The organism is Verrucomicrobium sp. GAS474, assembly GCF_900105685.1.
In the GTDB taxonomy this organism is placed as follows: Bacteria; Verrucomicrobiota; Verrucomicrobiia; order Methylacidiphilales; family GAS474; genus GAS474.
On sequence record NZ_LT629781.1, the window covers coordinates 171,028 to 194,182 of the forward strand.

General features: G+C 66.1%; 6 protein-coding genes and 1 riboswitch. All 6 genes read right to left on the minus strand.

Going from position 1 to position 23,155, the window contains the following annotated elements:
• Positions 1-58: 58 nt before the first annotated feature.
• The 6 genes from BLU04_RS00800 to rpoB all read right to left on the minus strand — a co-directional run bounded on the left by BLU04_RS00800 (position 59) and on the right by rpoB (position 23,054).
• Positions 59-9,745: a filamentous hemagglutinin N-terminal domain-containing protein gene (locus tag BLU04_RS00800; RefSeq protein ID WP_162274603.1), complete on the minus strand. Its 9,687-nt coding sequence runs from the start codon at positions 9,743-9,745 to the stop codon at positions 59-61.
• 233 nt (positions 9,746-9,978) lie between these two features.
• Entirely contained in the window at positions 9,979-11,877 is a 1,899-nt protein-coding gene (gene thiC / locus BLU04_RS00805) for a phosphomethylpyrimidine synthase ThiC (RefSeq protein WP_197673075.1), read from the minus strand.
• A 147-nt stretch (positions 11,878-12,024) separates the two neighbouring features.
• A riboswitch (TPP riboswitch) is annotated at positions 12,025-12,109 on the minus strand.
• A gap of 27 nt (positions 12,110-12,136) precedes the next feature.
• Positions 12,137-13,828, minus strand: coding sequence for a hypothetical protein (locus tag BLU04_RS00810; protein ID WP_093280999.1), 1,692 nt, complete (start codon positions 13,826-13,828; stop codon positions 12,137-12,139).
• Between the two features lie 77 nt (positions 13,829-13,905).
• Entirely contained in the window at positions 13,906-14,505 is a 600-nt protein-coding gene (locus BLU04_RS00815; protein ID WP_093281002.1) for a hypothetical protein, read from the minus strand.
• 452 nt (positions 14,506-14,957) lie between these two features.
• Positions 14,958-19,142, minus strand: coding sequence for a DNA-directed RNA polymerase subunit beta' (gene rpoC / locus BLU04_RS00820; RefSeq protein ID WP_093281004.1), 4,185 nt, complete (start codon positions 19,140-19,142; stop codon positions 14,958-14,960).
• A gap of 63 nt (positions 19,143-19,205) precedes the next feature.
• Positions 19,206-23,054, minus strand: coding sequence for a DNA-directed RNA polymerase subunit beta (gene rpoB, locus BLU04_RS00825; protein WP_093281007.1), 3,849 nt, complete (start codon positions 23,052-23,054; stop codon positions 19,206-19,208).
• Positions 23,055-23,155 lie beyond the last annotated feature (101 nt).

The following is a 23,155-nucleotide window of genomic DNA, read 5'->3' on the forward strand; positions in this document are numbered from 1 at the left end:
AAACCCGCCTTTCCGATGAGGGAAAGGCGGGCGGTTCGATTTCGGAGAGATCGAAGGACTAGCGGCCGAAGATCGCGGCGCTCAGGTCGGCCTTCACCTGCGGGCTCACCGAGAGGCCGAGCGCGGGCGGCGGGGGAGCGCCGCCGCCGCCGGGCAGGCCGCCGATCGCGGCGACCGTGCCGGGACCCATGACGGTTTCCTTGCCGTTCGCCGTCGTGGTGGTGGTCGTCGTCGAGGTGTTGCCCATGGTGCTGCTCTTCTTGCCGTTGTCGGTCTTGCCGTCGGCGGTCGTCTTCTTGCTCGAATCGTCGTTACCCGAGACGGCGTCGGGCGTCGTGTCGCTCGTCTTGACGACGGGGGTCGAGGTCACCGTCGTCGTCGTGCTCGTGGCGGTGGTCGTCGCGTCGGCCGCCTTCGTGACGACCTGGACGATCACGGCGGCCGAGGCGGCGCTGGTGCTCGCGGCGGCGCTCGTTGCCGCCGGGACGCTGGGAGCGCCGAGGCCCGCAGCGATGGTGAGGGAGGCCGAGCCTTCGGTGATCGTCGAGGTCACTGTCGTCGCCGTCCCGGAGCCCGAGACGGTGATCGTCGCGTTCCCGGCGGCGAAGGTGTTCATCCCGCTCGTCGCGCCCGTGGAGAGGCTGGTGGAGAGCGTCCCGTTCGGCCCCGAGATCGAGTAGGCGCTCCCGCCGGTCTGCGTCGCGGCGCTCCGGTAGGCGAGCTGGACCGAGGGAGAGGTGATCGTGCTCACGCTGTGGATGGTGATGCTTCCGGCGAAGAGGTTCCCCGTGTTGGTCAGGGCGATCGAGTAGCCGGAACCCGCGGTCACGTTGAGGTCCCCCCCCACGACGAGGGCGCTGCTCTGGCTGACCAAGCCCCCGGAGGTCACGGTCAGGTTCCCCGTCACCGTCCCGCCGAGGTAGACGGACGCGTTGGCATTGAGAGTGAAGTTGCCGTTGAACAGGAGCGCCCCGCCCATGGTGGAGAACTGGGTCTCCTGGTTGTAGTAACCGAGGGTGATGCCACCGCCCGTTGCCGTGTAGGTCTGGTTCCCCGACGCCGTCATGGCGATCAGGCCACCGCCGTTGATGGTGGCGGCCGTCGCGGCGATGGAGCCGGTGCCGGTGGCATTCCAGGTCGTGTGCAGGACGCTGAACGTCCCTCCGTTCAGCGCCGTCACGGCGATGTTCCCGTCGACGACGGTGAGGCTCGTCGCGTCGGAGGAGACCCCACCGATCCCCGAGATGGTGATCGAGCCTGTGCCGCCCGTGCTAATCTGCGTCATCCCGGCATCGCCGTTGAAGGTACCGACGCCGAGCGTCGAAACCAGCGTCCCGGTCGGCCCGCCCGTTCCCGAGAGGATAATGTTGCCGGTGGTGGCCGTGACCTGGGTGCCGGTGAAGTAGATACCGTAATTAGCGTAGTTTTGGCCGGGCAGCGAGGTTCCGCCCGTGCCGCTCACGAAGATCGAGCCGCTTCCCGCCGCCGTGAGGTGCGTGTAGGAATCGGCGAAGACGCCCGTGGCGTTGGTTCCCGAACCTGCACGCCCGTTCAGGGTCAGCGCCCCGGGCCCGCCGACCTGGACCGTGCTGGAGACGAGTTCGATGCCGTAGGAATTGCCGCTCATCGCCGTGTCGCCCGTTCCCGAAATCGTGATTCCCGCCCCGTTCGACGCGACCTGCATGCTGGAAAGAACGACGCCGACCGTGTCGCCGACCGAGGCCGCCCCGCCGGTGCCGGTGAGGGTGATCGATCCGCTGTCGCACTGGAGGGTCGTCCCCGAATCGATCCAGATGCCGGTCGAGTCGTCTCCGCTTCCGCCCACGCCGATGACCTGCAGGTTGCCGATGCCGCCCGCCGTGAACGTCGACGAGTCCGCATAGACATAGACGCCGATCGAGGAGCCGCCCGAGGTGATCCCGCCCGTGCCGTTGATCGTCAGGTTGTTCGAGGCTGCCGTGATGATCATCGAGTCGATGTAGACGCCGTAGGAATACTGGGCGGCGTGGCTGACGCCGGTGATCGTGATCGTTCCGGTCCCCGTGGTTCCCAACGTCCCGTCGGAGAGCGAGACGCCGTTGGAATAGCCGTTGGTCGCCGTCCCGCCCGTGCCGCTGATCGAGATGCTGCCGCCCACCGTCGCCGACGCGTTGGAGAGGACGACGCCGTTCGACTCGTTGTTCGTGGCCGTCGCGCCCGTTCCCTCGATGTGGAGCGTCCCGGCATTCAGCAGGACCGTCGCGCTGCTCTCGTACATGCCCATGCCGAGGTAGACGCCGGTGGAACTGCCTCCGGTGCCGCCCGTGCCGATGAACGAGAAGCCGCCCGCCCCGTCGCCCTGCGCCGTGCTGTCGCTGAAGGAGATGCCGTAGGAATCGCCGTTCACCGCGTCGGAACCGGTGCCGCTGACGATGACCTGGCCGTCGACCGTGTAGAGGGTCGAGTCGCTGTCGACCGAGACGCCGTAGGAGTTGTCGCCCGTCCCCGCGTGGCCGGTGAGATGGAGGGTGGCCGTCCCGGAGGCGTTGAGCGAGCTTCCCGAGATACGGACGCCGTAGGAGTCGTGGCCTGTGGCCAGCGCGCCGTTGCCGACGATCTCGATGTCCCCGGTGTCGGTCGAGACCGCCGAGTTGTTGATCAGAACGCCGGCCGTGTCGCCCAGGGTCGAGGTCAGGGCGGTGCCGTGGATCGTCACCCCGCCCTGCGCCAGGACGCTCGCGTTGTCGATCAGGACGCCGCCCGCGTTCGCGATCATCGAGATGGTTCCATTGCTGTTCAGGATCGAGTTCTTGATCGAGACGATCCCGCTGGCGGCGGTGAAGGCGAGGTTGATCGCGGTGTTCCCTCCTCCGTTGTGGTTCACCATGAAGGTGTCGGCGTAGATGTTGCCCCCGGCGTTGAAGGTCAGCGAGGCCGCCGTCCCGGTCGTGTTGTCGACGTTGAGGCCGACCGTCGTCCCGCCGCTGTTGATGCCGAGGCTGATGTTATTCGTCGCGCTGAACGTCACGCTGTGGCTGCCGCCCGAGGCGAAGACGAAGGAGCCGGTCCAGTAGATGTTGTCGGCCGAGATCGTGACGCCGCCGGTGCTCGTGGAGAAGGAGTCGGAAAGCGCGCCGTTGCCGAGGTTGCCGTGGCCGTCGTCGCTGGCGTCGCCGCTCGTCCCGGAGAAGGAGAGGTTGTTCCCCGTCACGGTGATGATGGCCCCGAGGTCGTGCAGGCTCCCCGCGGCATTGAGATCGACCGTCCGGCCGGTCAGGCGGGTTCCCGAGGCGAGGTTGATGTCGGTGGCGCCGTGGACCGCCAACGCCCCGCCCGCCGCCAGCGCCGACGTTCCGTCGATGGACAGGATCCCGCTCGTCACGGCCGTCACGGAGAGGTCGCCCGTCGTCGCCGTGAGCGTCGAGCCGGAGATCGAGACGCCGTAGGAGGTGCCGCTCGAGATCGAGCCGCCCGTCCCGTTCACGACGACGGCGCCGCTCCCCGAGGCGGTGAGGGTGGCGGAGAGGAGGGCGACGCCCACGGACCCGTTGACCGCCGTGCCGCCGGCGCCGGAGATCGAGAGGAGGCCGTCGACGACCGAGAAGGAGGTGGAGTCGACATTGACGCCGGTGGTCAGGTTCGTCGCCTCCTGGGTCGTGCCGTCGATGTGGATCGAGCCGGTCCCGGTGGTCGAGATCGTGCTGCCGGTTCCGGCCGAGAACATGTCGATGCCCGTCGTCGCATAGACGGGGGCCCCCGTCGACACACCGCCGGTTCCCGAGATCGTGATGTCGCCACCGCCGCTCTGAATCTTCACGCTGGGGAGGCGGACGCCGACGGAGTAGGTCGACGCGCCGCCGGTGCCGTAGAGCGCGATCGAACCGGCGGCGGTCTGGAGGCTGACGGCGCCCGAGTTGTATTCGATGTTGATGCCGAAGGAATAGATGCCGGAGCTGTCGGTCGCGGTCGTGCCGGTGATCGTGATGCCGCCCGTGCCTGCCGCGCTTCCCGTCGAAGTCGAGTCGAAATTGACCCCGTAGGTGGCGTTGCTGGCCTGACCGCCGGTGCCGTTGAGGATGATGTTGCCGCTGGCGGTGGTGAGCGTCGAGCCGCTGTTGAGGCTGATGCCGGCCGAGATGCCGCTCGGATTGGCCGCATTGCCCGCCCCGGTACCATTGAGCGTGACGTCGCCCGTGCCGGTGTTCTCGATGATCGCGGCGATGCCGTAGATGCCGTAATTGCCGTAGGCGGTGCCCCCGTTCGAGATGGCCGTCCCGGTGCCGGTGATCACGATGTCGCCCCCCGTCGTCGTCACGGTGCTGTTGCTGAGGCTCACCGCGAAGGTATCGACATAGCCGACGGAGGGAATCGTCCCGTTCAGCGTCACCCCGGTGCCCGCTGCGAGGGTCGAGTTGGAGATGGCGAGGCCGCCCGCCGTCGCGGTCACCGAGATTGAGCCGTTGCCCGCGAAGAAGGAGTTCTGGATCGAGACCGCCGCCGCGTTGAAGGTCAGGTCGATCGTCTGGGTCCCGCCGTTCCGATTCACCAGGAAGGTGTCGGCGTAGATGTTGCCGCCCGCGAGGAAGGTGAGCGAGGCCGCCGCGGCGGTCGTGTTGTCGACGCTGAGGCCGACCGTCGTCCCGCCGCTGTCGATGCCGAGCTTGATGTCGTGCACCGCGCTGAACGTCACGTTGCGGCTGCCGCCCGAGGCGAAGGTGAAGGAGCCGGTCCAGTAGATATTGTCGCCGGAGATCGTCACGCCGCCCGCATCGGTGCCGAGGGCGCCGGAAAGGAGGCCGTTCCCCACGGTTCCGGCGCCGTCGTAGTTCAGGTCGCCGCTTCCCCCCGAAATCGAGACATCGGAGCCCGGATAGGCATACTGGACGACGACAGGGGATCCGGTCACGGTGATCGTCGCCCCGTTGACCTGGGTTCCCGAGGCGGAGATGTTGACGCCGTAGCCGGTCGCGGAACTGCCGGTGGCGAAATTGAGGTCGCCCGAGCTGTCGACCGTCAGCGTTCCGCCCGCCGTGAGGGAGCTCGTCCCGTCGGCGTTGATCGATCCGGCGGCGTTGCCGATCAGGGACAGGTTCCCCATCGTGGCCGCCAGGGAGGTGGAGGAGAGGAGGATATCGTAACGGCTCGTCGCGCTGGCATCGGCCGTTCCGTCGACGTGGATGTTCCCGCTCGACGAGGTCGCGGTGACGCCGCTCATCGAAACCCCGTAGGAGATCCCCGAGGAGGTCGCCCCGCCCGTGCCGGACACCGTGATGTCCCCGGACGCCGAGATCGAGACGGTGTCGAGCCTGACCCCGAAGGATTCGGAAGACCCGAGGGAAGCCGTCCCCGAGGCCGAGAAGGCCGTCGTCGTCGTGACCATCGAGAACGTCGCGTTGGAGATCGAGACGCCGTAGCTGCGGACGCTCTGGCCGCCCGTGCCGTCGAACTCGACGCCGCCCGCGAAGGCCAGGCCGGTGAAGGTCGCCCCGTCGACCTCGATGCCGTAGGAGGCGGTGCCCGCCGCCGATCCGCCCGAACCCGAGAAGTAGATCCCGCCGGAATGGGTGATCGCGGTGCCGTTGAAATGGATGCCGATGGAGGAGTCGGAGGCCTGGTTGCCGTAGCCCTGAAGCTCGATGGCATTGGTGTTGCCCAAAAGAGTGGTCGTATCCATCTCAATGCCGTAGGACAGGTCGCCGCTCCCGGCGTTGCCGGTGATCTGGCCGTGGCCCCCGCCGGAAAGCGTGATCTGCGCGCCGTTGCCCACGATGCCGGCGGAAGTGACCGTCGCGTACCCGCCGGTGCCGGTCAGCGTCAGGTAGCCGTCGACCAGATTCACCATCGCCCCGGGTTCCAGGTCGACGCCGATCGATCCGGAGAGGGTGCCGGAAGTATCGCCGCCCGTGCCCGAGAGATGGATCGCGGCCGATCCCGTCGTCGCGACGGTGCTGCCAGAGATCGAGACGCCGATGGAGTTTTTGGAATTGCCGCTCGTCGCGCCGCCCGAGCCGTTGATCGTGATCGTCGAGGTGGTGTTCGAGATCGTCGTCGCCGATTCGATGGAGACGCCGACCGAGGAACCCGTCGTCGTGCCGCCGAAGCCGCCGTAACCGGTGATGACCGTGGGGCCCGAGCCGATGTTAGAGACGATCGAGTCGTAAAGCTTCACGCCGTAGGAGCTGCCGCCGGCGGCTGAGAGGCCGCCCGTGCCGCTGATCGTGAGCCAGCCCGAGGTCGTCTCCGCCGTCGAGGAACTGACGGAGACACCGATGGAGGCGTTGATTCCCGATTGGCCGCCGATGCCGATGATCCCCAAGTCGCCGCTGTTGGTCCGCACCGTCGACCCGTTGAGGAAGACGCCGTAGGAGAAGGAGGCGCTATTGCCCGTCCCGGTCAGAAGCACCGTGCCGGTCCCGGTCGCCGTGACCGTGCTTCCGCTCAGGTAAAGGCCCATCGCGTAGGCCCCGTCGTGGCTCGTGCCGTCGAGGCTCACCGTTCCCGCCGAGGTCGAAATGAACGAGTAGCTGATCTCCGTGCCGTAGATCGAGTAGTTGGAGCTGCCGCCCGAGCCCGAGATCCCCAGGCTCCCCGTGCTGGTGCTGACCTGCGTGCCGTCCATGAGCTGGACGCCGTAGCTGATGGTATTGCTGCCGGTCGCCTGCCCGCCGGTGCCGTGGATCGAGATGGCACCGCTCCCCGTCGCGGTGATCGAGCCCGTCGTCGTGTAGACGCCCGCGCTCGTCAGATCGGAAGCCGTGCCGGCCGTGCCGGTGATCGAAAGGGTCCCGTCGACCAGCGTCACCGTCGAGGAGGAGAGCGAGACGCCGTAGGAATTGTTCCCCGACTGGCCGGAGCCCGAAAGGGTGATCGAGCCCGTCCCGCTCGCCTGGAGCACGCTGCCCCCGGCGATGCCGATGCCGTAGGAGGCGTGGCCGGTCGCCGCCGCGCCCGTGCCGGAGATCGAAATGGTCCCGGCCGCCGTCGTGACCGTCGAGCCGCTGAGGGAGACGCCGTACGTGTCGGTCGAGGCGGAGGCCGAGGCCGTCCCGTTGATCGTCACCCCGCTCCCGGCGCTCACCGAGAAGCCGGAGAGGGCGACGCCGCCCGCGGTGGAGATGATCGAGACCGAGCCCGAGGTGGCGCTGAACGAGCCGCCGCCGAGCCGGATCGAGACGGCATCGGTGTAGCTGATGTTCCCCGAGGTCGAGACGACGTTCAGGCCGGTGAAGCCGGCGTTGTAGACCGAGGCGAGGCTGCCGCTGCTGACGTAGACCGTCGAGGTCGTCGCCGCGCCGGAGGAACCGAGGTTGATGTTGCCGCCGCCGAATTGCTTCAGCGTCAGGACGCCGGTGCCGAGGAAGGTGGTGTTCCCGGTGAGGGTGACCTGGCCGTTGGCCGTCAGCGTCACGGCCCCGCTGCCGAGGTTGACCGAGGAGTTCGTGATGTTCAGACCGTTCGGGGTGCCGCTCGCCGCGCTGTAGCCGCTGAGGGTCGTCGAGCCGCCCGAGTTGCTGATCGTCGCGGTGTTCGCGTAGAGGCCGAGACCGCTGGTGCCGCTGCCGGAGATGACGAGGTTGCCGACGCCGGCCTGCTTGATCAGGGAGCCGCCCGCGAGGTAGAGGCCGTAATCGGCGCCCGCCCCGGCGAGCTGCAATTGCCCGCCCGTCGCCTGGACGACGGCGTTGACGAGCTGGATGCCGATCGAGCCGTTCGTCCCCGCCGTGCCGCCCGTACCGTTGAGGGTCACCGTCCCGGCGCTGGTCGCCTTCACCGTCCCGTTGTTCAGGTAGATGCCGTAAGCCTCCCCGGCCGAGGTGGAACCGCCCGTACCGTTGATCAGGATGTTCCCCGTCGTCGCCGTCACCGTGGAGCCGCTGATGGAGACGCCGTCGGCGACCAGGCCGACGCCCGAGGCTCCCGCCCCCCTGATCGTGATGGCACCCGCCCCCGCATCGAGGGTCGAGCCGGAGGTGAGGGAGACGCCGTTGACGCTCGTGAACTGCGTGTAGTTGTAATTGTTGACCGAGGCGACGCCGAGCGCCGAGCCGGTGCCGCCGCTCCCGCTGCCGATGACGATCGAGCCGCCGTCGGTGACGATCGTCGCGCCGTAGAGGTAGACCGAGCCGCCGGTCGCCGTGCCGCCGTTGCCGTTGGTGCCGTTGGCGAAGGAGGTCAGGACGAGGCTCAGCGTCCCGTAGCTGCCCGAGTGGGAGATTTCCCAGTCGACCGAGGTGAAGGTGATGTCGAGGTCGGCGGCGAGGGTCAGCTTGTGGCTGTAAGGCATGAGCGCCGTCTGGTTGGAGCCGTTGACGATGATGTTCCCGCTCGCGGAGACGATGACGTCGTTCGTGCTCAGGGCGGTGAAAAGAGTCGCGTCGTTGATGCCGCCCGTCCCCCCGCCCGAGCTGAAGACCCAGAACCCCGACCCGCTCGAACTCGAGCCGGTGGTCGAGTAGCTGCCGATGTAAACGTCCTGCGGATCGAGGAGCCAGGTGCCGCCGTTCGTGTCGACGTGGCCATCGGCATAGAGCGTGTGGCCGCTGGTCTCGACCCAGCCGCCGCTGCCGCCGCCCGCACCCTTCGCGGTGATGTTCCCGTAGAAGCGGGTGGTGTCGTTGGCCCAGACGGTGACCTGGCCGCCGTCGCCAAGGACGAGGGCGTCGGCGCTGATCGTGGTGTCGCTCCCGACGTAGGTGCTGATGGCGTTGTAGACGGTGCTGTCGCCGGTCCCGTGGGGGCTGCCGCCGATGTGGATGACGCCGCCGCCCGCAGGGCCGCTCGCGGTGACGCTCCCGGTGCCGTAGAGGGCGACGTAGTCGCCGCTCAGTTCGACGAGGCCGCCTTTGCCGCTGGTGGCGCTGGCGTCGACGGTGCCGTTGACGAGGGTGGTGCCGCCCGATCCGCTCTGGACTTTGATGGTGCCGCCGCTGCCGTCGGCGTTCTTGGCGGCGAGGGTGCCGCTGCTGCTGAGGGTGCCTCCCGCGGCGCTGAGGTGGATGACGCCGTTCTTGGCCGTGGCTCCGGTGGCGCGGACGACGCCGGTGTTGTTGATGGCGAGGCTGTAGAGGTTGCCGGTGGCTTTGAGGTCGGCCTGGACGGCGTTGATGAGGCCGCTGTTGTTGATGCCGGTGCCGGCTCCGCTGCTGAGGCTGCCGCTCCCGACGCGGACGAGGCCGCCTTCGGGGACGCCGGTGGTCAGATAAAGTTCGTCGGTTGCGTAGACGCCGACGAGGCCGCCTTTGCCCGCGACTTCGCTGGCGTTGACGGTGCCCTGGTTGTCGATGTGTTTGGCGATGAGGTAAACATCTCCACCGACGGCGTTGATGGTGCCGAGGTTGGTGATGGCGGCGGTGCTATTGCCGACGAAGTGCATCGCGCCGCTCCCGTTGTTGGCGATGAAGTCGGCGTTGTTGATGTCGAGGGTGCTCGCCATGAACCCGGCGGTGTTGACGATGCCGGTGGCGCCGATCATGACGCCGTTGGGGTTGATGAGGAAGACTTTGCCGTTGGAACTCAACGTGCCGTAGATCTGGGAGAGGTTGGTCCCGACGACGCGGTTGAGGACGGTGCTGTTGGCGTCGCTCTGGATGAATTTGGTCAATTCCCCAGCCCCGATGCTGAAGTCTTGCCAGTTGATGACGGCTCCGTTGCTGTTGACGACGGTCAATGTGTTGCCGCTGCTGCTGATGTTGGCCGTGCCACTGACGACGTCGCCCCCGGTGGGGTTCGCTCGCAGTTCCCACGGGGTCACGCTGAGGCCCACCATGATCCCCAACAAAAAGATACCGGCCAGCCGTCCCCGCTGGTTTTGCCCGACACGGGCCCCTTTATTCCCCATCATATATGTCGGTATCTCTTTTTAAATCAGGCAGTTAGTCTCGTTTGAAGTGAATCGCGTTTCACACGTACCCAAGCAGATCATCGCACTCTGGAGAATGAGTAGTAATACCCATCTTTCCAGAGTGCGAAAAGCTGAAATAGGGAAACCGAGGGAGAGGCCTACGCCTTGGCGTAGACCTCGGCCCCGGTCTGATGGAATTCGGCGGCCTTTTCGGCCATCCCTTCCTTCAGCGCCTCGTCGGCGGAGTAGCCCTTTTCCTCCGCGTAGCGGCGGACGTCCTCGGTGATCTTCATCGAGCAGAACTGGGGTCCGCACATGGAGCAGAAGTGGGACTGCTTCGCTCCTTCCTGGGGGAGGGTCTCGTCGTGGAACTCCCGCGCGGTCGGCGGGTCCATGGCGAGGTTGAACTGGTCGTCCCAGCGGAATTCGAACCGGGCCTTGGAGAGGGCGTTGTCCCACTCGGCGGCGCCGGGGAAGCCCTTCGCCAGGTCGGCGGCGTGGGCCGCGATCTTGTAGGCGATGACGCCGTCCTTCACGTCCTTCTTGTTCGGAAGGCCGAGGTGTTCCTTCGGCGTGACGTAGCAGAGCATCGCGCAGCCGAACCAGCCGATCATCGCCGCGCCGATGGCGCTGGTGATGTGGTCGTAGCCGGGGGCGACGTCGGTGGTCAGCGGCCCGAGGGTGTAGAAGGGGGCCTCGCCGCAATGCTTCAGCTGGAGGTCCATGTTCTCCTTGATGAGCTGCATGGGGACGTGGCCGGGGCCTTCGATCATGGTCTGGACGTCGTGCTTCCAGGCGATCTGGGTGAGCTCGCCGAGGGTCTCCAGCTCGCCGAGCTGGGCATCGTCGTTCGCGTCGGCACCGGCGCCGGGGCGGAGGCCGTCGCCGAGGGAGAAGGAGACGTCGTAGGCCTTCATGATCTCGCAGATCTCCTCGAAGTGGGTGTAGAGGAAGTTCTCCTTGTGGTGGGAGAGGCACCACTTCGCGAGGATCGAGCCGCCGCGGCTGACGATGCCGCACTGGCGGCGGGCCGTCATCGGGATGTAGCGGAGGAGGACGCCTGCGTGGATGGTGAAGTAGTCGACGCCCTGCTCGGCCTGCTCGATGAGGGTGTCGCGGTAGATCTCCCAGGTCAGGTCCTCGGCCTTGCCGCCGACCTTCTCCAGCGCCTGGTAGATCGGGACGGTGCCGATGGGGACGGGGCTGTTGCGGAGGATCCACTCGCGCGTCTCGTGGATGTTCTTCCCGGTGGAGAGATCCATCGTGGTGTCGGCGCCCCAGAGGATGCCCCAGGTCAGCTTCTCGACCTCTTCCTCGATGGAGCTGCCGAGGGCGGAGTTGCCGATGTTCGCGTTGATCTTCACGCGGAAGTTGCGGCCGATGATCATCGGCTCGCTCTCCGGGTGGTTGATGTTCGCCGGGATGATGGCGCGGCCGCAGGCGACCTCGTCGCGAACGAACTCGGGGGTGATGAGCTTCGGGATCCTCGCGCCCCAGCCTTCGCCCGCGTGCTGGAGGTTCAGGGAGCGGCGGTCGCCGCTGCGGGTCGCCTCCTGGGCCTCGAACTGGCGGCCGAGGTTCTCCCGGATCGCGATGTATTCCATCTCCGGCGTGATGATCCCCTTGCGGGCGTAGTGCATCTGGGAGACGTTGGCCCCGGCCTTGGCGCGGAGCGGCTCGCGCTTCCCCTGGAAGATCTCGAGGCGGTTCTTTTCCTTCAGTTTCGCCCCCTCGGCGTGGACCTCGGAGAGGTAGCCGTTGTCGCGCGGCTGGACGGGACGGCCGGAGTAGAGCTCGGTATCGTTGCGGGCGGCGATCCATTCCGCGCGGAGGGCGGCGAGGCCCTTGCGGACGTCGATCTTCACCGTGGGGTCGGTGTAGGGGCCGGAGGTGTCGTAGAGGCGGACGGCGGCGTTCGGCTCCAGCTCGTTCTTGAAATTGCGGGTCGGCGAGAGGGAGACCTCGCGGAGCGGGACGCGGACGCCGGCCTGGTTCCCCGCGACATGGACCTTCTTCGAGTTCGGGAAGAGGGAGGCGTAGTGGGAGGAATCGGGCATGTCGGGAGCCTTTTTGAGGGCGGGGCCCGTTCCGTTCGTACCGTTCGTCGAAGTCGTTTCGCTCATAAATGTGTTTTTCCGCAAGGCACAGGCGGAGGAGGGGTGCGAACGGCGGGCGTCTCACGCGCACGCGCCGCTTCGGCTTCCTCCCTACGCCAGCATGATCTGGATCAGGTTCATCGGGTCGTCGCCTCTCGATGGCGACCTCTCAGTCCCTCCTTGGGACTCCCCGTCCCCGGAAGCATACGCCGCCCCCCGATTATTGCAACCGCAGAACCCCCACCGCCACGAGCATCCCGGCCGCCGAGAAAGCCAGCGACGCCCAGAGGGCGACCCGCCATCCCCTCCCCGCCTGGCGGAAGGCGACCCCCGCCGCGATGACGAGGCCGGGCCATTGGACCGCCTCGAAGACCCGGTGCCAGTCGGTCGCCAGGAACTGGAGCCCGAGGGCGATCCCCTGCCCCGCGAGGAGCGCCCAGAAGACCGGGCGGTTCACCCGCCACAGCGCCGCGCCGAGGAGGAGGACGAAGGGCCAGAGCCAGGCGTGGAGGCCGCCGAAGAAGAGGGCCTTGTGCTCGGCGATATGCTGGACCATCCCCCACAGGCCCCAGCCTTGGGCGAAGGCGAGCCGCTGCCCCTCGGCCCCCGCGAAGCCGACGGCGTGGTACCAGCCCCAGAAGAAGAGCTGCCCCGCCGCGAGGGCCGGCAGGAGGGAGAGGAGACGCCACGTCGCGCGCCCGCGATCGTCGCTCGATGCCACGCGGGCGAGGCCGCCCGTCAGCAGCATCCCCACCGTCAGCGGCCCGTGGCCGAGCATGGCGAGGAATGCCGCCGGGAAGCGGACCCCGGAACGCCCGTGCCAGAGCGCCAGCGAGGCGAAGAAGATCGCCGTCCCGTCGGCGAAGCCCGGCTTCTTCAGCAGGCCGGAGCAGCCCGGCAGGCCGAAGAAGAGCGGGCTCCCCAGGATGCCGACGAGCGCCACCACCTCGGCCCAGCCGGGGCGGAGCCGCGTCTCCCGCAGGATCGTCCAGCCGACGGTGAAAAAGACGAGGAGGGAAAGGACCGTCGCCGCGATCGTGAAATCGGAGTCCCACCGGATCTCCGAAAGCCGGATCAGCCACGGGAAGAGCGGCGATTCCGATTCCGTCGCCGCCCGCGGCACGCCGTCGAGGTCCCACGACATGACCGAATAGGAGCCGAGGACGAGCGGCTCCAGCGTTCCCCGGTGGAACATCAGCCGCCAGCCGATCAGCGCGGCGGGGACGAGGAGCGCGAGGCGTCCGAACTCCCCGTTGCGGAACGAAAGCGAGGCGACCGCCGCCGCCGCGAGCCAGCAGCCTCCGAAGAAGAGCGTCCCCTCGGCGGCGATCCGGCGGAACGCCCGGACCCACTGCGGCGTCCCGCCGTCCCGGGTCCAGGCCGCGCGGCCCAGCCAGATCCGGCCCGTCTCCGGGCTTTCGGGCGCGACGTTCGAGATCACGATGCCGAGTTCCCGGCAGTCGCGCTCCATCGTCAACAAGTCGAACCAGCCGATCCGCACCGGCCGATCGCCGATCCGGCTCCGGCGGCTATTCCAGAAATTGCCGTCGACCTTGTATTCCTTCGCTCCGGGGACGCCATCGTAGGTCAGCCGGAAGCGGAAGAGGGTGCTCGAGATCCCGGGGTTCCCGTCGACCCAGCCGAAGAGGGCGAGCGAGTGGATTTCTCCCTTCCGGGTCCCTTCGCCCAATGACGAACTCAAGCCCGGTATCGGGATCACCCGGCCCGGGGCGATCTCGCGCTCGCCGCGTTGGAATTCGAGTTCGACCCCCGGCTCCGAAACCCGGAGCCGCCCTTCGGTGATGTCGAGGGCGAGCCAGAGCGTCAGGAAAAATCCGGCCAGCAACGCGAGCGTGAAGAGGCCGGGGTTCTTCGTCCAAAAACTGCCGCCGCCGTAGGCCGTGCCGATCATGCCCGGACTCTACAATGCCGCCCCGGGAGGCACAAAGAGGAAAGAGAGGAAATGGCCCGGCGAAGCGGGAGCGGGAATCACCGCAGGCTCTTTGCCTTCTCCGGCCCCTTCCACAGGCCGACCGCGCCGAGGATTCCCTTCGCCTGCGGAGCGATCCCCTCGATCCGGTCGTAGACCTCGTAGGGCGCGTGGATCGAATGAAGGGAATGGGCGATGAGCTGGCCGCACCGTTCGCGGGCTCCGTCGAAACAGCGGACGGTCCCGATATCGGCCATCGACTCCCACGACCGGGAGACGACATCGAGCGCCGTCACCTCCCCGCCCCAGAGCGCATGCCACGTCTCGCCTTTCCGGAAGAAGATCCGGCGGGAGGTCACCGCATAGCCGGTCTGCGAGTAAAGGCGGAGGCGATGGGCGAGGACGCCCAGGGCGACCACACTCGGCCCCGTCAGGTGGAGCGCGGTGAAGAAGGGACGGAACCAAGTCACTCCCTGGAAGCGGGCATAGAACAGCGAGAAGAGCTTCGAGCCATGATGAAAATCGAGGATGGCCCAGCCGAAGGAGAGGAGGAAGAAGAAGAAAGCGGAAGCGAAATGGGCAAGCACCGCGGGACGGCCTTCCCACAGTACGATCTCGTCGGCTTCGAGGTCTTCGGAGAAATTGAGGCCGGGCCGCATGGGGCTACAAATTAGATTCCGGGGGCGGGGAGTGTCACTTAGAAAAAATGAAAATATTGTTTAAAAATTAAACGGAAAAGGAGGGTGGGGGGAGGTGCCCTTCGGGGCTTGCGCGGTCGACCCTGTACAGCTGGAGGCGATCCGCTTTATAGCCCAAGAGGGGCTTCGCCCCTCCTGGAACTTGTCTCCCGACCCTGCCAGTTAGTTTCCCCTTTACGAGGTGTTGCGCTATCGCGCAGGCAGTCCTGTTCTTAGGGCCTTAGCTAGGCGGACGCTCCCCTGCGCTTCGTCTCCTCACTGGATTAAAATCGGATGGTTCCGGTACGCCCGAGGGTACGTACTGAAGGGGGAGCTGTACCCATACGCCCTGACTCCTATTGGGAGAGATCCTCTCCCCTCCAAACAAAAAACGCGTCCCCTTTCGGGGACGCGTTTTCTGGAGGTCGCTCGACTTAGCCCAGGGCCTGGGCCAGTTCGATCTTCGACCGCTCGGCGTCTTCGCCGTCGCGGCCTTCGCGCTTTTCCCGGTTGATGACGGGCTCGCCGACCGGCTCGCCCAGCTCGATGAGCCGGAGGGAGCGGTGGGTGATGAAGCCCGTACCCGCAGGGATCAGGTGACCCATGATGATGTTTTCCTTGAAGCCGCGGAGGTTGTCGATCTTGCCCAGGGTCGCCGCCTCGGTGAGGACGCGGGTGGTATCCTGGAAGCTGGCGGCGGAGATGAAGCTCTCCGTTTCCAGCGACGCCTTCGTGATGCCGAGGAGGACGGGCGAGGCCTCGGCGGGCTTGCCGCCCTTCTCCTCGATGTCGCGGTTCTCGGCCTCGAAGGCGAGACGGTCGATCTGTTCGCCCCAGAGGAACTGGGTGTCGCCCGGATCGGTGATCTTCACCTTGCGGAGCATCTGGCGGACGATGATCTCGATGTGCTTGTCGTTGATCTCGACGCCCTGCAGACGGTAGACCTCCTGGACCTCGTTGAGGAGGTATTCCTGGAGCTCCTGCGGTCCGCAGACCTCGAGGATCTCGTGCGGAACCACGGGACCTTCGGTGAGCTGCTGGCCCTTCTTGACCGAGTCGCCCTTGTAGACGATGAGGTGCTTCGAGAGCGGGATGAGGTGCTCTTCCTCGATGTTAGTCTGGGGATCGCGGATGATGAGGCGCTTCTTGCCGCGGGCGATGCCGGCGTCCTCGATGACGCCGTCGATCTTCGCGATTTCGGCCGCGTCCTTCGGGCGACGGGCCTCGAAGAGCTCGGCGACGCGGGGGAGACCGCCGGTGATGTCCTTCGTCTTGGCGAGTTTCCGGGGGGTCTTCGCGAGACGCTGGCCGGCCTCGGCCTTCTGGCCCGACTTGACCTCGACGTGGGCGCCGGAGGGAATCGAGTAGGAGGCGAGGACTTCCTTCGTCTTCTCGTCGAGGAGGACGATCTGGGGATGGAGGTCTTCCTTGTGATCGATGATGACGGTGCCGATCTGCTTCGTGGCTTCGTCGAGCTCGCGCTTCATGGTGACGCCCTCGATGATGTCGCGGAAGTCGATGATACCGGCCTTCTCCGTGAGGATCGGGACGTTATACGGATCCCACTGCACGAAGAGCTGGTTCTTCTTCACCTTCGTCCCCTCGGCGACCGAGATGACGGAGCCGATGACGATGGTGTAGCTTTCGAGCTCGCGGCCGTCGTCGTCGTGGAGGCTGACGGTGCCGTTCTTCGTGAGGGCGATATACTGGCCTTCGGTCGACTTCACGACGCGGATGTCGTTGAAGCGGACGGTGCCGTCGTTCTTCGCCTTGATCTGGGGCTGCTTGAAGATCTGCGAGGCCGTGCCGCCGATGTGGAACGTGCGCATGGTGAGCTGCGTTCCGGGCTCGCCGATCGACTGGGCGGCGATGACGCCGACCGCTTCGCCGAGCTTCGAGTGCTTGCTGGTGGCCAGGTTGAGGCCGTAGCAGTTCGAGCAGATGCCGGCCTTCGTCTCACAGGTGAGGACGGAGCGGATCTTGACCCGCTCGGTGCCGATCTTCTCGATCTGGTTGGCCTTGGCTTCGTCGATCAGCTCGTTGGCGCGGACGATCGGCTTGCGGGCGACGGGATCATTGATGTCGTCGCACGAGACGCGGCCGTAGATACGGTCGGCCAGCTTGACGATTTCCTCGTCGCCTTCGTAGATCGCCTTGACCCAGATGCCGTTGACGGTGCCGCAATCCGGCTCGGTGACGATGACGTCCTGCGCCACGTCGTGGAGCTTGCGGGTCATGTAACCGGCGTCGGCGGTCTTCAGCGCGGTGTCGGCGAGGCCCTTGCGGGCGCCGTGCGTCGAGATGAAGTACTCGAGCACCGTGAGGCCTTCGCGGAAGTTCGAGACGATCGGCCGCTCGATGATGTCGCCGGACGGCTTCGCCATGAGGCCGCGGATACCGGCGAGCTGGCGGACCTGCTGGCGGTTACCGCGGGCGCCCGAGTCGACCATGAGGTAGAGCGGGTTGTACTCGCGGCGGCCGAGGTTGTTGTCGAGGGTGCGGAACATGACCGACGCGATTTCGTCGGTGGCCTGGGTCCAGATGTCGACGATCTTGTTGTAGCGTTCGCCGTCGGTGATGGCACCGGAGCGATACTGCTTCTCGACGACGGCGATGCTCTCGTAGGCGCGGCTGATGACCTTGTTCTTCTCCTCGGGGATGATCATGTCATCGATACCGATGGAGATGCCGGCCTTGGTCGCTTCCTGGAAGCCGAGGGCCTTGAGCTTGTCGAGGCTCTCGACGGTGGCGTCGCGGCCGCCGACCTGGTAGGCGCGGAGGATGAGCTCGGAGAGCTGCTTCTTGCCGCAGGTCTTGTTGACGAAGCCGACCCCCTGGGGCCAGATCTGGTTGAAGAGGACGCGACCGGCGGTGGTCTCGATCATCTTCTTTTCCTTGTCGCCGAAGACGGTGCCGGAGACGCCGAAGTCGGGGTTCCTGTAGAGGATCAGCTCATGCGTCCCGATCGCCTTGTCGGCATGGGCGTAGAGCACCTCGTCGAGGTCGCCGAAGATCGGCAGGCGCTTCTTTTCGACCGCCTCGCCCGGGATGCGGCGGGGCCCCTGGGTGAGGTAGTAGCAACCGAGGGTGATGTCCTGGGAGGGCGTGGTGATCGCCCGGCCGCTGGAGGGCGAGAAGATGTTGTTCGTCGCCAGCATGAGGAGGCGGGCCTCCAGCTGGGACTCGACCGAGAGCGGGACGTGGACGGCCATCTGGTCCCCGTCGAAGTCGGCGTTGTAGGCCGTGCAGACGAGGGGGTGGACGCGGATCGCCTCGCCTTCGATGAGCTTCGGCTCGAAGCCCTGGATCGAGAGACGGTGGAGCGTGGGGGCGCGGTTCAGGAGGACCGAGTGGCCCTTGGTGACGTCTTCCAGGATGTCCCAGACGACGGCTTCCTGGCGCTCGATCATCTTCTTCGCGCTACGGACGGTGTGGACGTAGCCGAGCTCACGGAGGCGGCGGATGATGAAGGGCTCGAAGAGGACGAGGGCCATCTTCTTCGGGAGACCGCACTGGGAGAGCTTGAGGTCGGGCCCGATGACGATGACGGAACGGCCGGAGTAGTCGACGCGCTTGCCGAGCAAGTTCATGCGGAAGCGGCCGGTCTTGCCCTTCAGCATGTCGGAGAGCGACTTCAGCGGGCGGTTGCCCGCGCCGGTGACGGCGCGGCCGTGGCGGCCGTTGTCGAAGAGAGCGTCGACGGCTTCCTGGAGCATCCGCTTCTCGTTCCGGATGATGACGTCGGGCGTCTTCAGCTGGAGGAGGTTGCGGAGACGGTTGTTCCGGTTGATGACGCGACGGTAGAGGTCGTTCAGATCGGAGGTGGCGAAGCGGCCGCCTTCGAGGGGGACGAGCGGGCGGAGGTCCGGGGGGATGACGGGGAGGACTTCGAGGACCATCCACTCGGGACGGGCGCCGGAGCTGATGAAGCCCTGGAGGAGCTTCAGGCGCTTGGCCAGCTTCTTCCGGGTCTGCTTGCTCTTCGTGGTGGTCAGGGACTCGGCGAGTTCCTCGACGACCTTCGGGAGGTCGATGCTCTTGAGGACGTCGCGGATCGCCTCGGCGCCCATGCGGGCGGCGAAGGAGCCTTCACCGTACTGCTGGACCGCCTCGCGGAACTGCTGTTCGGAGAGGAGCTGCTTCAGCTCGAGGGGGGTGCTGCCGGGATCGACGACGAGGTAGTCCTCGTAGTAGATGACGCGCTCGAGCTCGCGGGCCGTCATGTCCATGACGAGGCCGAGGCGGCTCGGCATGCACTTGAAGAACCAGATGTGGGAGACGGGGACGGCGAGCTCGATGTGGCCCATCCGCTCGCGGCGGACGCGGACGAGGGTGACCTCGACGCCGCAACGGTCGCAGATGACGCCCTTGTACTTGATCCGCTTGTACTTGCCGCAAGCACACTCGTAGTCCTTCGTGGGACCGAAGATGCGCTCGCAGAAGAGGCCGCCCTTTTCCGGCTTGAAGGTGCGGTAGTTGATCGTTTCGGGGTTCTTCACCTCGCCCCGGCTCCAGGCCGAGATCGTCTCCGGGGAGGCGATGGAGATGCCGACCTGATCGAACCCGATGGCGCGTTCGAGGCCGAGGACTTCGCGTGCTGCGACGGTTTCCTTGCTCATGTGTCTATATGTTGGTGCGGACGTTACGTGTCTGTGCGGTCAGTAAGCGTTGGCCTTCGTGCCTTAGGCGGCAGCCGGGGTCGTCATGTCGAGGATCGGCAGGGTGGCCGGGCGCGGATCGTGCTGCTCGGTGCCGGGGCGGACCGAACGGTCGCCGACCTTCACGTCGAGGCAGAGGCTCTGCATTTCCTTGATGAGGACGTTGAACGACTCGGGAGTGCCGGCTTCGAGGGTGTTGTCCCCCTTGACGATGCTCTCGTAGATCCGGGTGCGGCCCGTGACGTCGTCCGACTTGACGGTGAGGAGTTCCTGCAGCGTGTAGGCCGCGCCGTAGGCTTCCATCGCCCAGACTTCCATTTCGCCGAAACGCTGGCCGCCGTATTGGGCCTTGCCGCCCAGCGGCTGCTGGGTGACGAGGGAATACGGCCCGACGGCGCGGGCGTGGATCTTGTCGGCGACCATGTGGCCGAGCTTCAGCATGTAGATGATGCCGACGACGACGCGCTGATCGAAGCGTTCCCCGGTCCGGCCGTCATAGAGGTAGGACTTGCCGTCCTCGTCCATGTTGGCTTCCTTGAGGTAGGCTCGGATCTGCTTTTCCTTGATGCCGTCGAAGACGGGCGTCGCGACCTTGAAGCCGAGGGCCCGGGCGGCGATGCCGAGGTGGGTTTCGAGAACCTGCCCGACGTTCATTCGGGAAGGAACGCCGAGGGGGTTCAGGACGATCTCGACCGGGGTGCCGTCCGGGAGGAACGGCATGTCCTCTTCCGGCACGATCCGGGCGACGACGCCCTTGTTGCCGTGGCGGCCCGCCATCTTGTCGCCGACGGAGATCTTACGCTTGCTGGCGACGTAGACCTTGACCTGCTTGATGATGCCGGGATCGACGTCGTCGCCGCTCTCGACCTGGTCGAGCTCGAGGTCCTTGTCGTTCTTGAGCTGCTCGAACTTGCTCTCGAAGGACTGGATGATCTCCATGATCTTGATCCGGATCGGGCTCGGGTCGATCTCGATGTGATCGTAGACCGAGGCGAGCTTGCGGAGCAGGGTCTTGGTGATTTTCCGGTTGGCGGGGATGATGATCTCGCCCGTCTCGGCGTTGACGACGTCGAGGGGGATCTTCTCGTTGAGGAGGATGTTCGAGAGGGCCTGCGTCAGCTCTTCGAGAAGCTCGGCTTCCTTCGTGGTGTAGCGGGTCTCGATTTCCTTCGACTTCTGCTTCGCCTCCGTCGGCGTCATCTTCTGGCGCTGGACGGTGACGTTGCCGCTCGTGACCTTGATATCCATGATGATACCGTAGGTGCCCGAGGGAACGCGGAGGGAGGAGTCCTTCACGTCGGCGGCCTTGTCGCCGAAGATGGCTCGGAGGAGCCGCTCTTCGGGGGCGAGTTCGGTCTCGCTCTTCGGCGTGATCTTGCCGACGAGGATGTCGCCGGGCTTGACCTCGGCGCCGATGCGGATGACGCCGTCGGGCCCGAGGTTCTTCAACGCCTCGTCGCCGACGTTCGGGATGTCCCGGGTGATTTCTTCCGGCCCGAGCTTCGTGTCGCGGGCGCTGATCTCGAACTCGTCGATGTGGATGCTGGTGTAGCCGTCTTCCTTGACCACCTTCTCGGAGATCAGGATGGCGTCCTCGAAGTTGTAGCCGTTCCACGGCATGAACGCCACGAGGACGTTGCGGCCGAGGGCGAGCTCGCCCTTGTCGGTGCAGGGACCGTCGGCGAGGACCTGGCCCTTCGCCACCTTGTCGCCGCGGTGGACGATGGGGCGCTGGTTGACGCAGGTGCCCGCGTTGGAGCGCATGAACTTGCGGAGGTCGTAGACGCAGACGCCGCCTTCGGGGTCGTGCTTCAGCTTCTTCTTCTCGTTCACTTCGCCGTCGGGGGTGACGATGATGCGGTTGGCCGAGACGGAGGCGACCTTGCCGGCGATGTCGGAGACGATGACGGCCTGCGTGTCGCGGGCGACCTTGCCTTCCATGCCGGTGCCGACGATCGGGGCGTCGGTGACGATCAGGGGGACGCCCTGGCGCTGCATGTTCGAGCCCATGAGCGCGCGGTTCGCGTCGTCATGTTCGAGGAAGGGAATGAGGCCGGCGGCGACGGAGACGAGCTGCTTCGGCGAGACGTCCATGTAGTTGACGCGCTCGGGCTCGACTTCGAGGAACTCGCCCTTGAAGCGGACGGAGACCTTCTTTTCGAGGAAGTTGCCCTTGTCGTCGATGGGCGAATTCGCCATCGAGACGATGTAGGCCTCTTCCTGGTCGGCGGCGAGGTAGTCGACGAACGCGGTGACCTTGCCGTCGGTGACCCGGCGGTAGGGGGTCTCGATGAAGCCGAACTCGTTGACGCGGGCGAAGCACGACATCGACGCGATCAGGCCGATGTTCGGGCCTTCCGGCGTCTCGATCGGGCAGATGCGGCCGTAGTGGGAGGTGTGGACGTCGCGAACCTCGAACCCAGCGCGGTCGCGGGAGAGACCCCCCGGCCCGAGGGCGGAGAGGCGCCGCTTGTGCGTCAGCTCCGAGAGCGGATTCGTCTGGTCCATGAGCTGCGAGAGCTGGCTCCGGGAGAAGAAGTCGCGGATGGTGGCCGAGAGGGCCTTCGGGTTGATGAGCTTCTGGGGCGTCATGCCCTCGGTGTTCACGTCGAAGAGCGTCATGCGCTCCTTGACGAGGCGCTCCGTGCGGGCCAGGCCGGTGCGGCACTGGTTCGCGAGGAGTTCGCCCACCGTGCGGACGCGGCGGCTGCCGAGGTGGTCGATGTCGTCGGTGGAGCCTTCACCGCGGCGCAGGCCGATGATGTACTGCGTGGCGGCGATGACGTCCTGGTTGTCGAGGACGCGGGTGTCGAGCTCGACGTTGATGCCGAGCTTCTGGTTGATCTTGTAGCGGCCGACGCGGGAGAGATCGTAGCGCTTGTTGTCGAAGAAGAGGCGCTTGAGGAGGATCTTCGCGTTCGGGACGGTCGGCGGATCGCCGGGGCGGAGGCGGCGGTAGATTTCCTTCAACGCCTCGTCGGTGTCCTTGGCGCTGTCCTTCTTGAGGCACTTGATGATCGTGTCGTCGTCCTTGATGTCGACGACGCGGACGGTCTTGATGCCGAGGTCGAGGATCTGGCGGATGACGCTCTTGGTGAGCGGCTCGAAGGCGCGGGCGACGACCTGGTCCTGGTTGGCCGTGTCGCGGAGCTCGGCGATCAGCACCTTCGTGCCGATGCGGGAGTCGTCGAGGTCGGCGGAGAGCTTCAGGTCTTCGATCGGGTAGAAGAGCTGGATGATTTCCTCGTCGGTACCGTAGCCGAGGGCGCGGAGCAGGGTGGTGATGAGGAACTTCCGGCGGCGCTTCCGACGGTCGAGATGGACGTAGAGGAGGTCGGTGGTGTCGAAGGTGACTTCCATCCAGGTGCCGCGATCGGGGATGATGCGGTAGGAGTGGAGGAGCTTCCCGTTGGTGTGGACGCTGGCCTCGAAGCAGATGCCGGGGGAGCGGTGGAGCTGGGAGACGATGACGCGCTCGGCGCCGTTGATGACGAAGTTGCCCTGGGGGGTCATCATGGGCAGTTCGCCCATGTAGACGCGCTCTTCCTTGGTCGAGCTTTCCTCGCGGAGGCGGAAGGTGAGGTAGAGGGGAGCGGCGTAGGTCTGGCCTTCCTTGATGCACTCAACGAAGTGGGTCTTGGCTTCGCCGATCTCGTAGGAGCCGAACTCGAGCTTGATCTTACCGTCGTAGCTCTCGATGGGGAAGACTTCGGAGAAGACGGCGTGGAGACCTTCGGCGCGGCGCTTCGAGGGGGGGACTTCGGTCTGGAGGAAATCCGAGTAGGACTTGAGCTGATGCTCGATGAGATTCGGAACCTCGATGGTCTCGTTGATCTTGCCGAAGTTGATCCGTTCCACAGCTTTTTTTGTCATATGTGCCTTAGCCTTATTCTGAGATGCTTTTTAAGCCTTTTGCCTTTTGAGCCTTGTTCTCTTACTCCAACTGCTGCGAGGTCTGCTATACGCCACCCGAT

What these genes read in the sequence shown, in the direction of transcription:
- rpoC (WP_093281004.1), bottom strand. Translation starts at nt 19,142, where the DNA reads ATGAGCAAGGAAACCGTCGCAGCACGCGAAGTCCTCGGCCTCGAACGC.
- BLU04_RS00810 (WP_093280999.1), bottom strand. Translation starts at nt 13,828, where the DNA reads ATGATCGGCACGGCCTACGGCGGCGGCAGTTTTTGGACGAAGAACCCC.
- thiC (WP_197673075.1), bottom strand. Translation starts at nt 11,877, where the DNA reads ATGCCCGATTCCTCCCACTACGCCTCCCTCTTCCCGAACTCGAAGAAG.
- BLU04_RS00815 (WP_093281002.1), bottom strand. Translation starts at nt 14,505, where the DNA reads ATGCGGCCCGGCCTCAATTTCTCCGAAGACCTCGAAGCCGACGAGATC.
- BLU04_RS00800 (WP_162274603.1), bottom strand. Translation starts at nt 9,745, where the DNA reads ATGGTGGGCCTCAGCGTGACCCCGTGGGAACTGCGAGCGAACCCCACC.
- rpoB (WP_093281007.1), bottom strand. Translation starts at nt 23,054, where the DNA reads ATGACAAAAAAAGCTGTGGAACGGATCAACTTCGGCAAGATCAACGAG.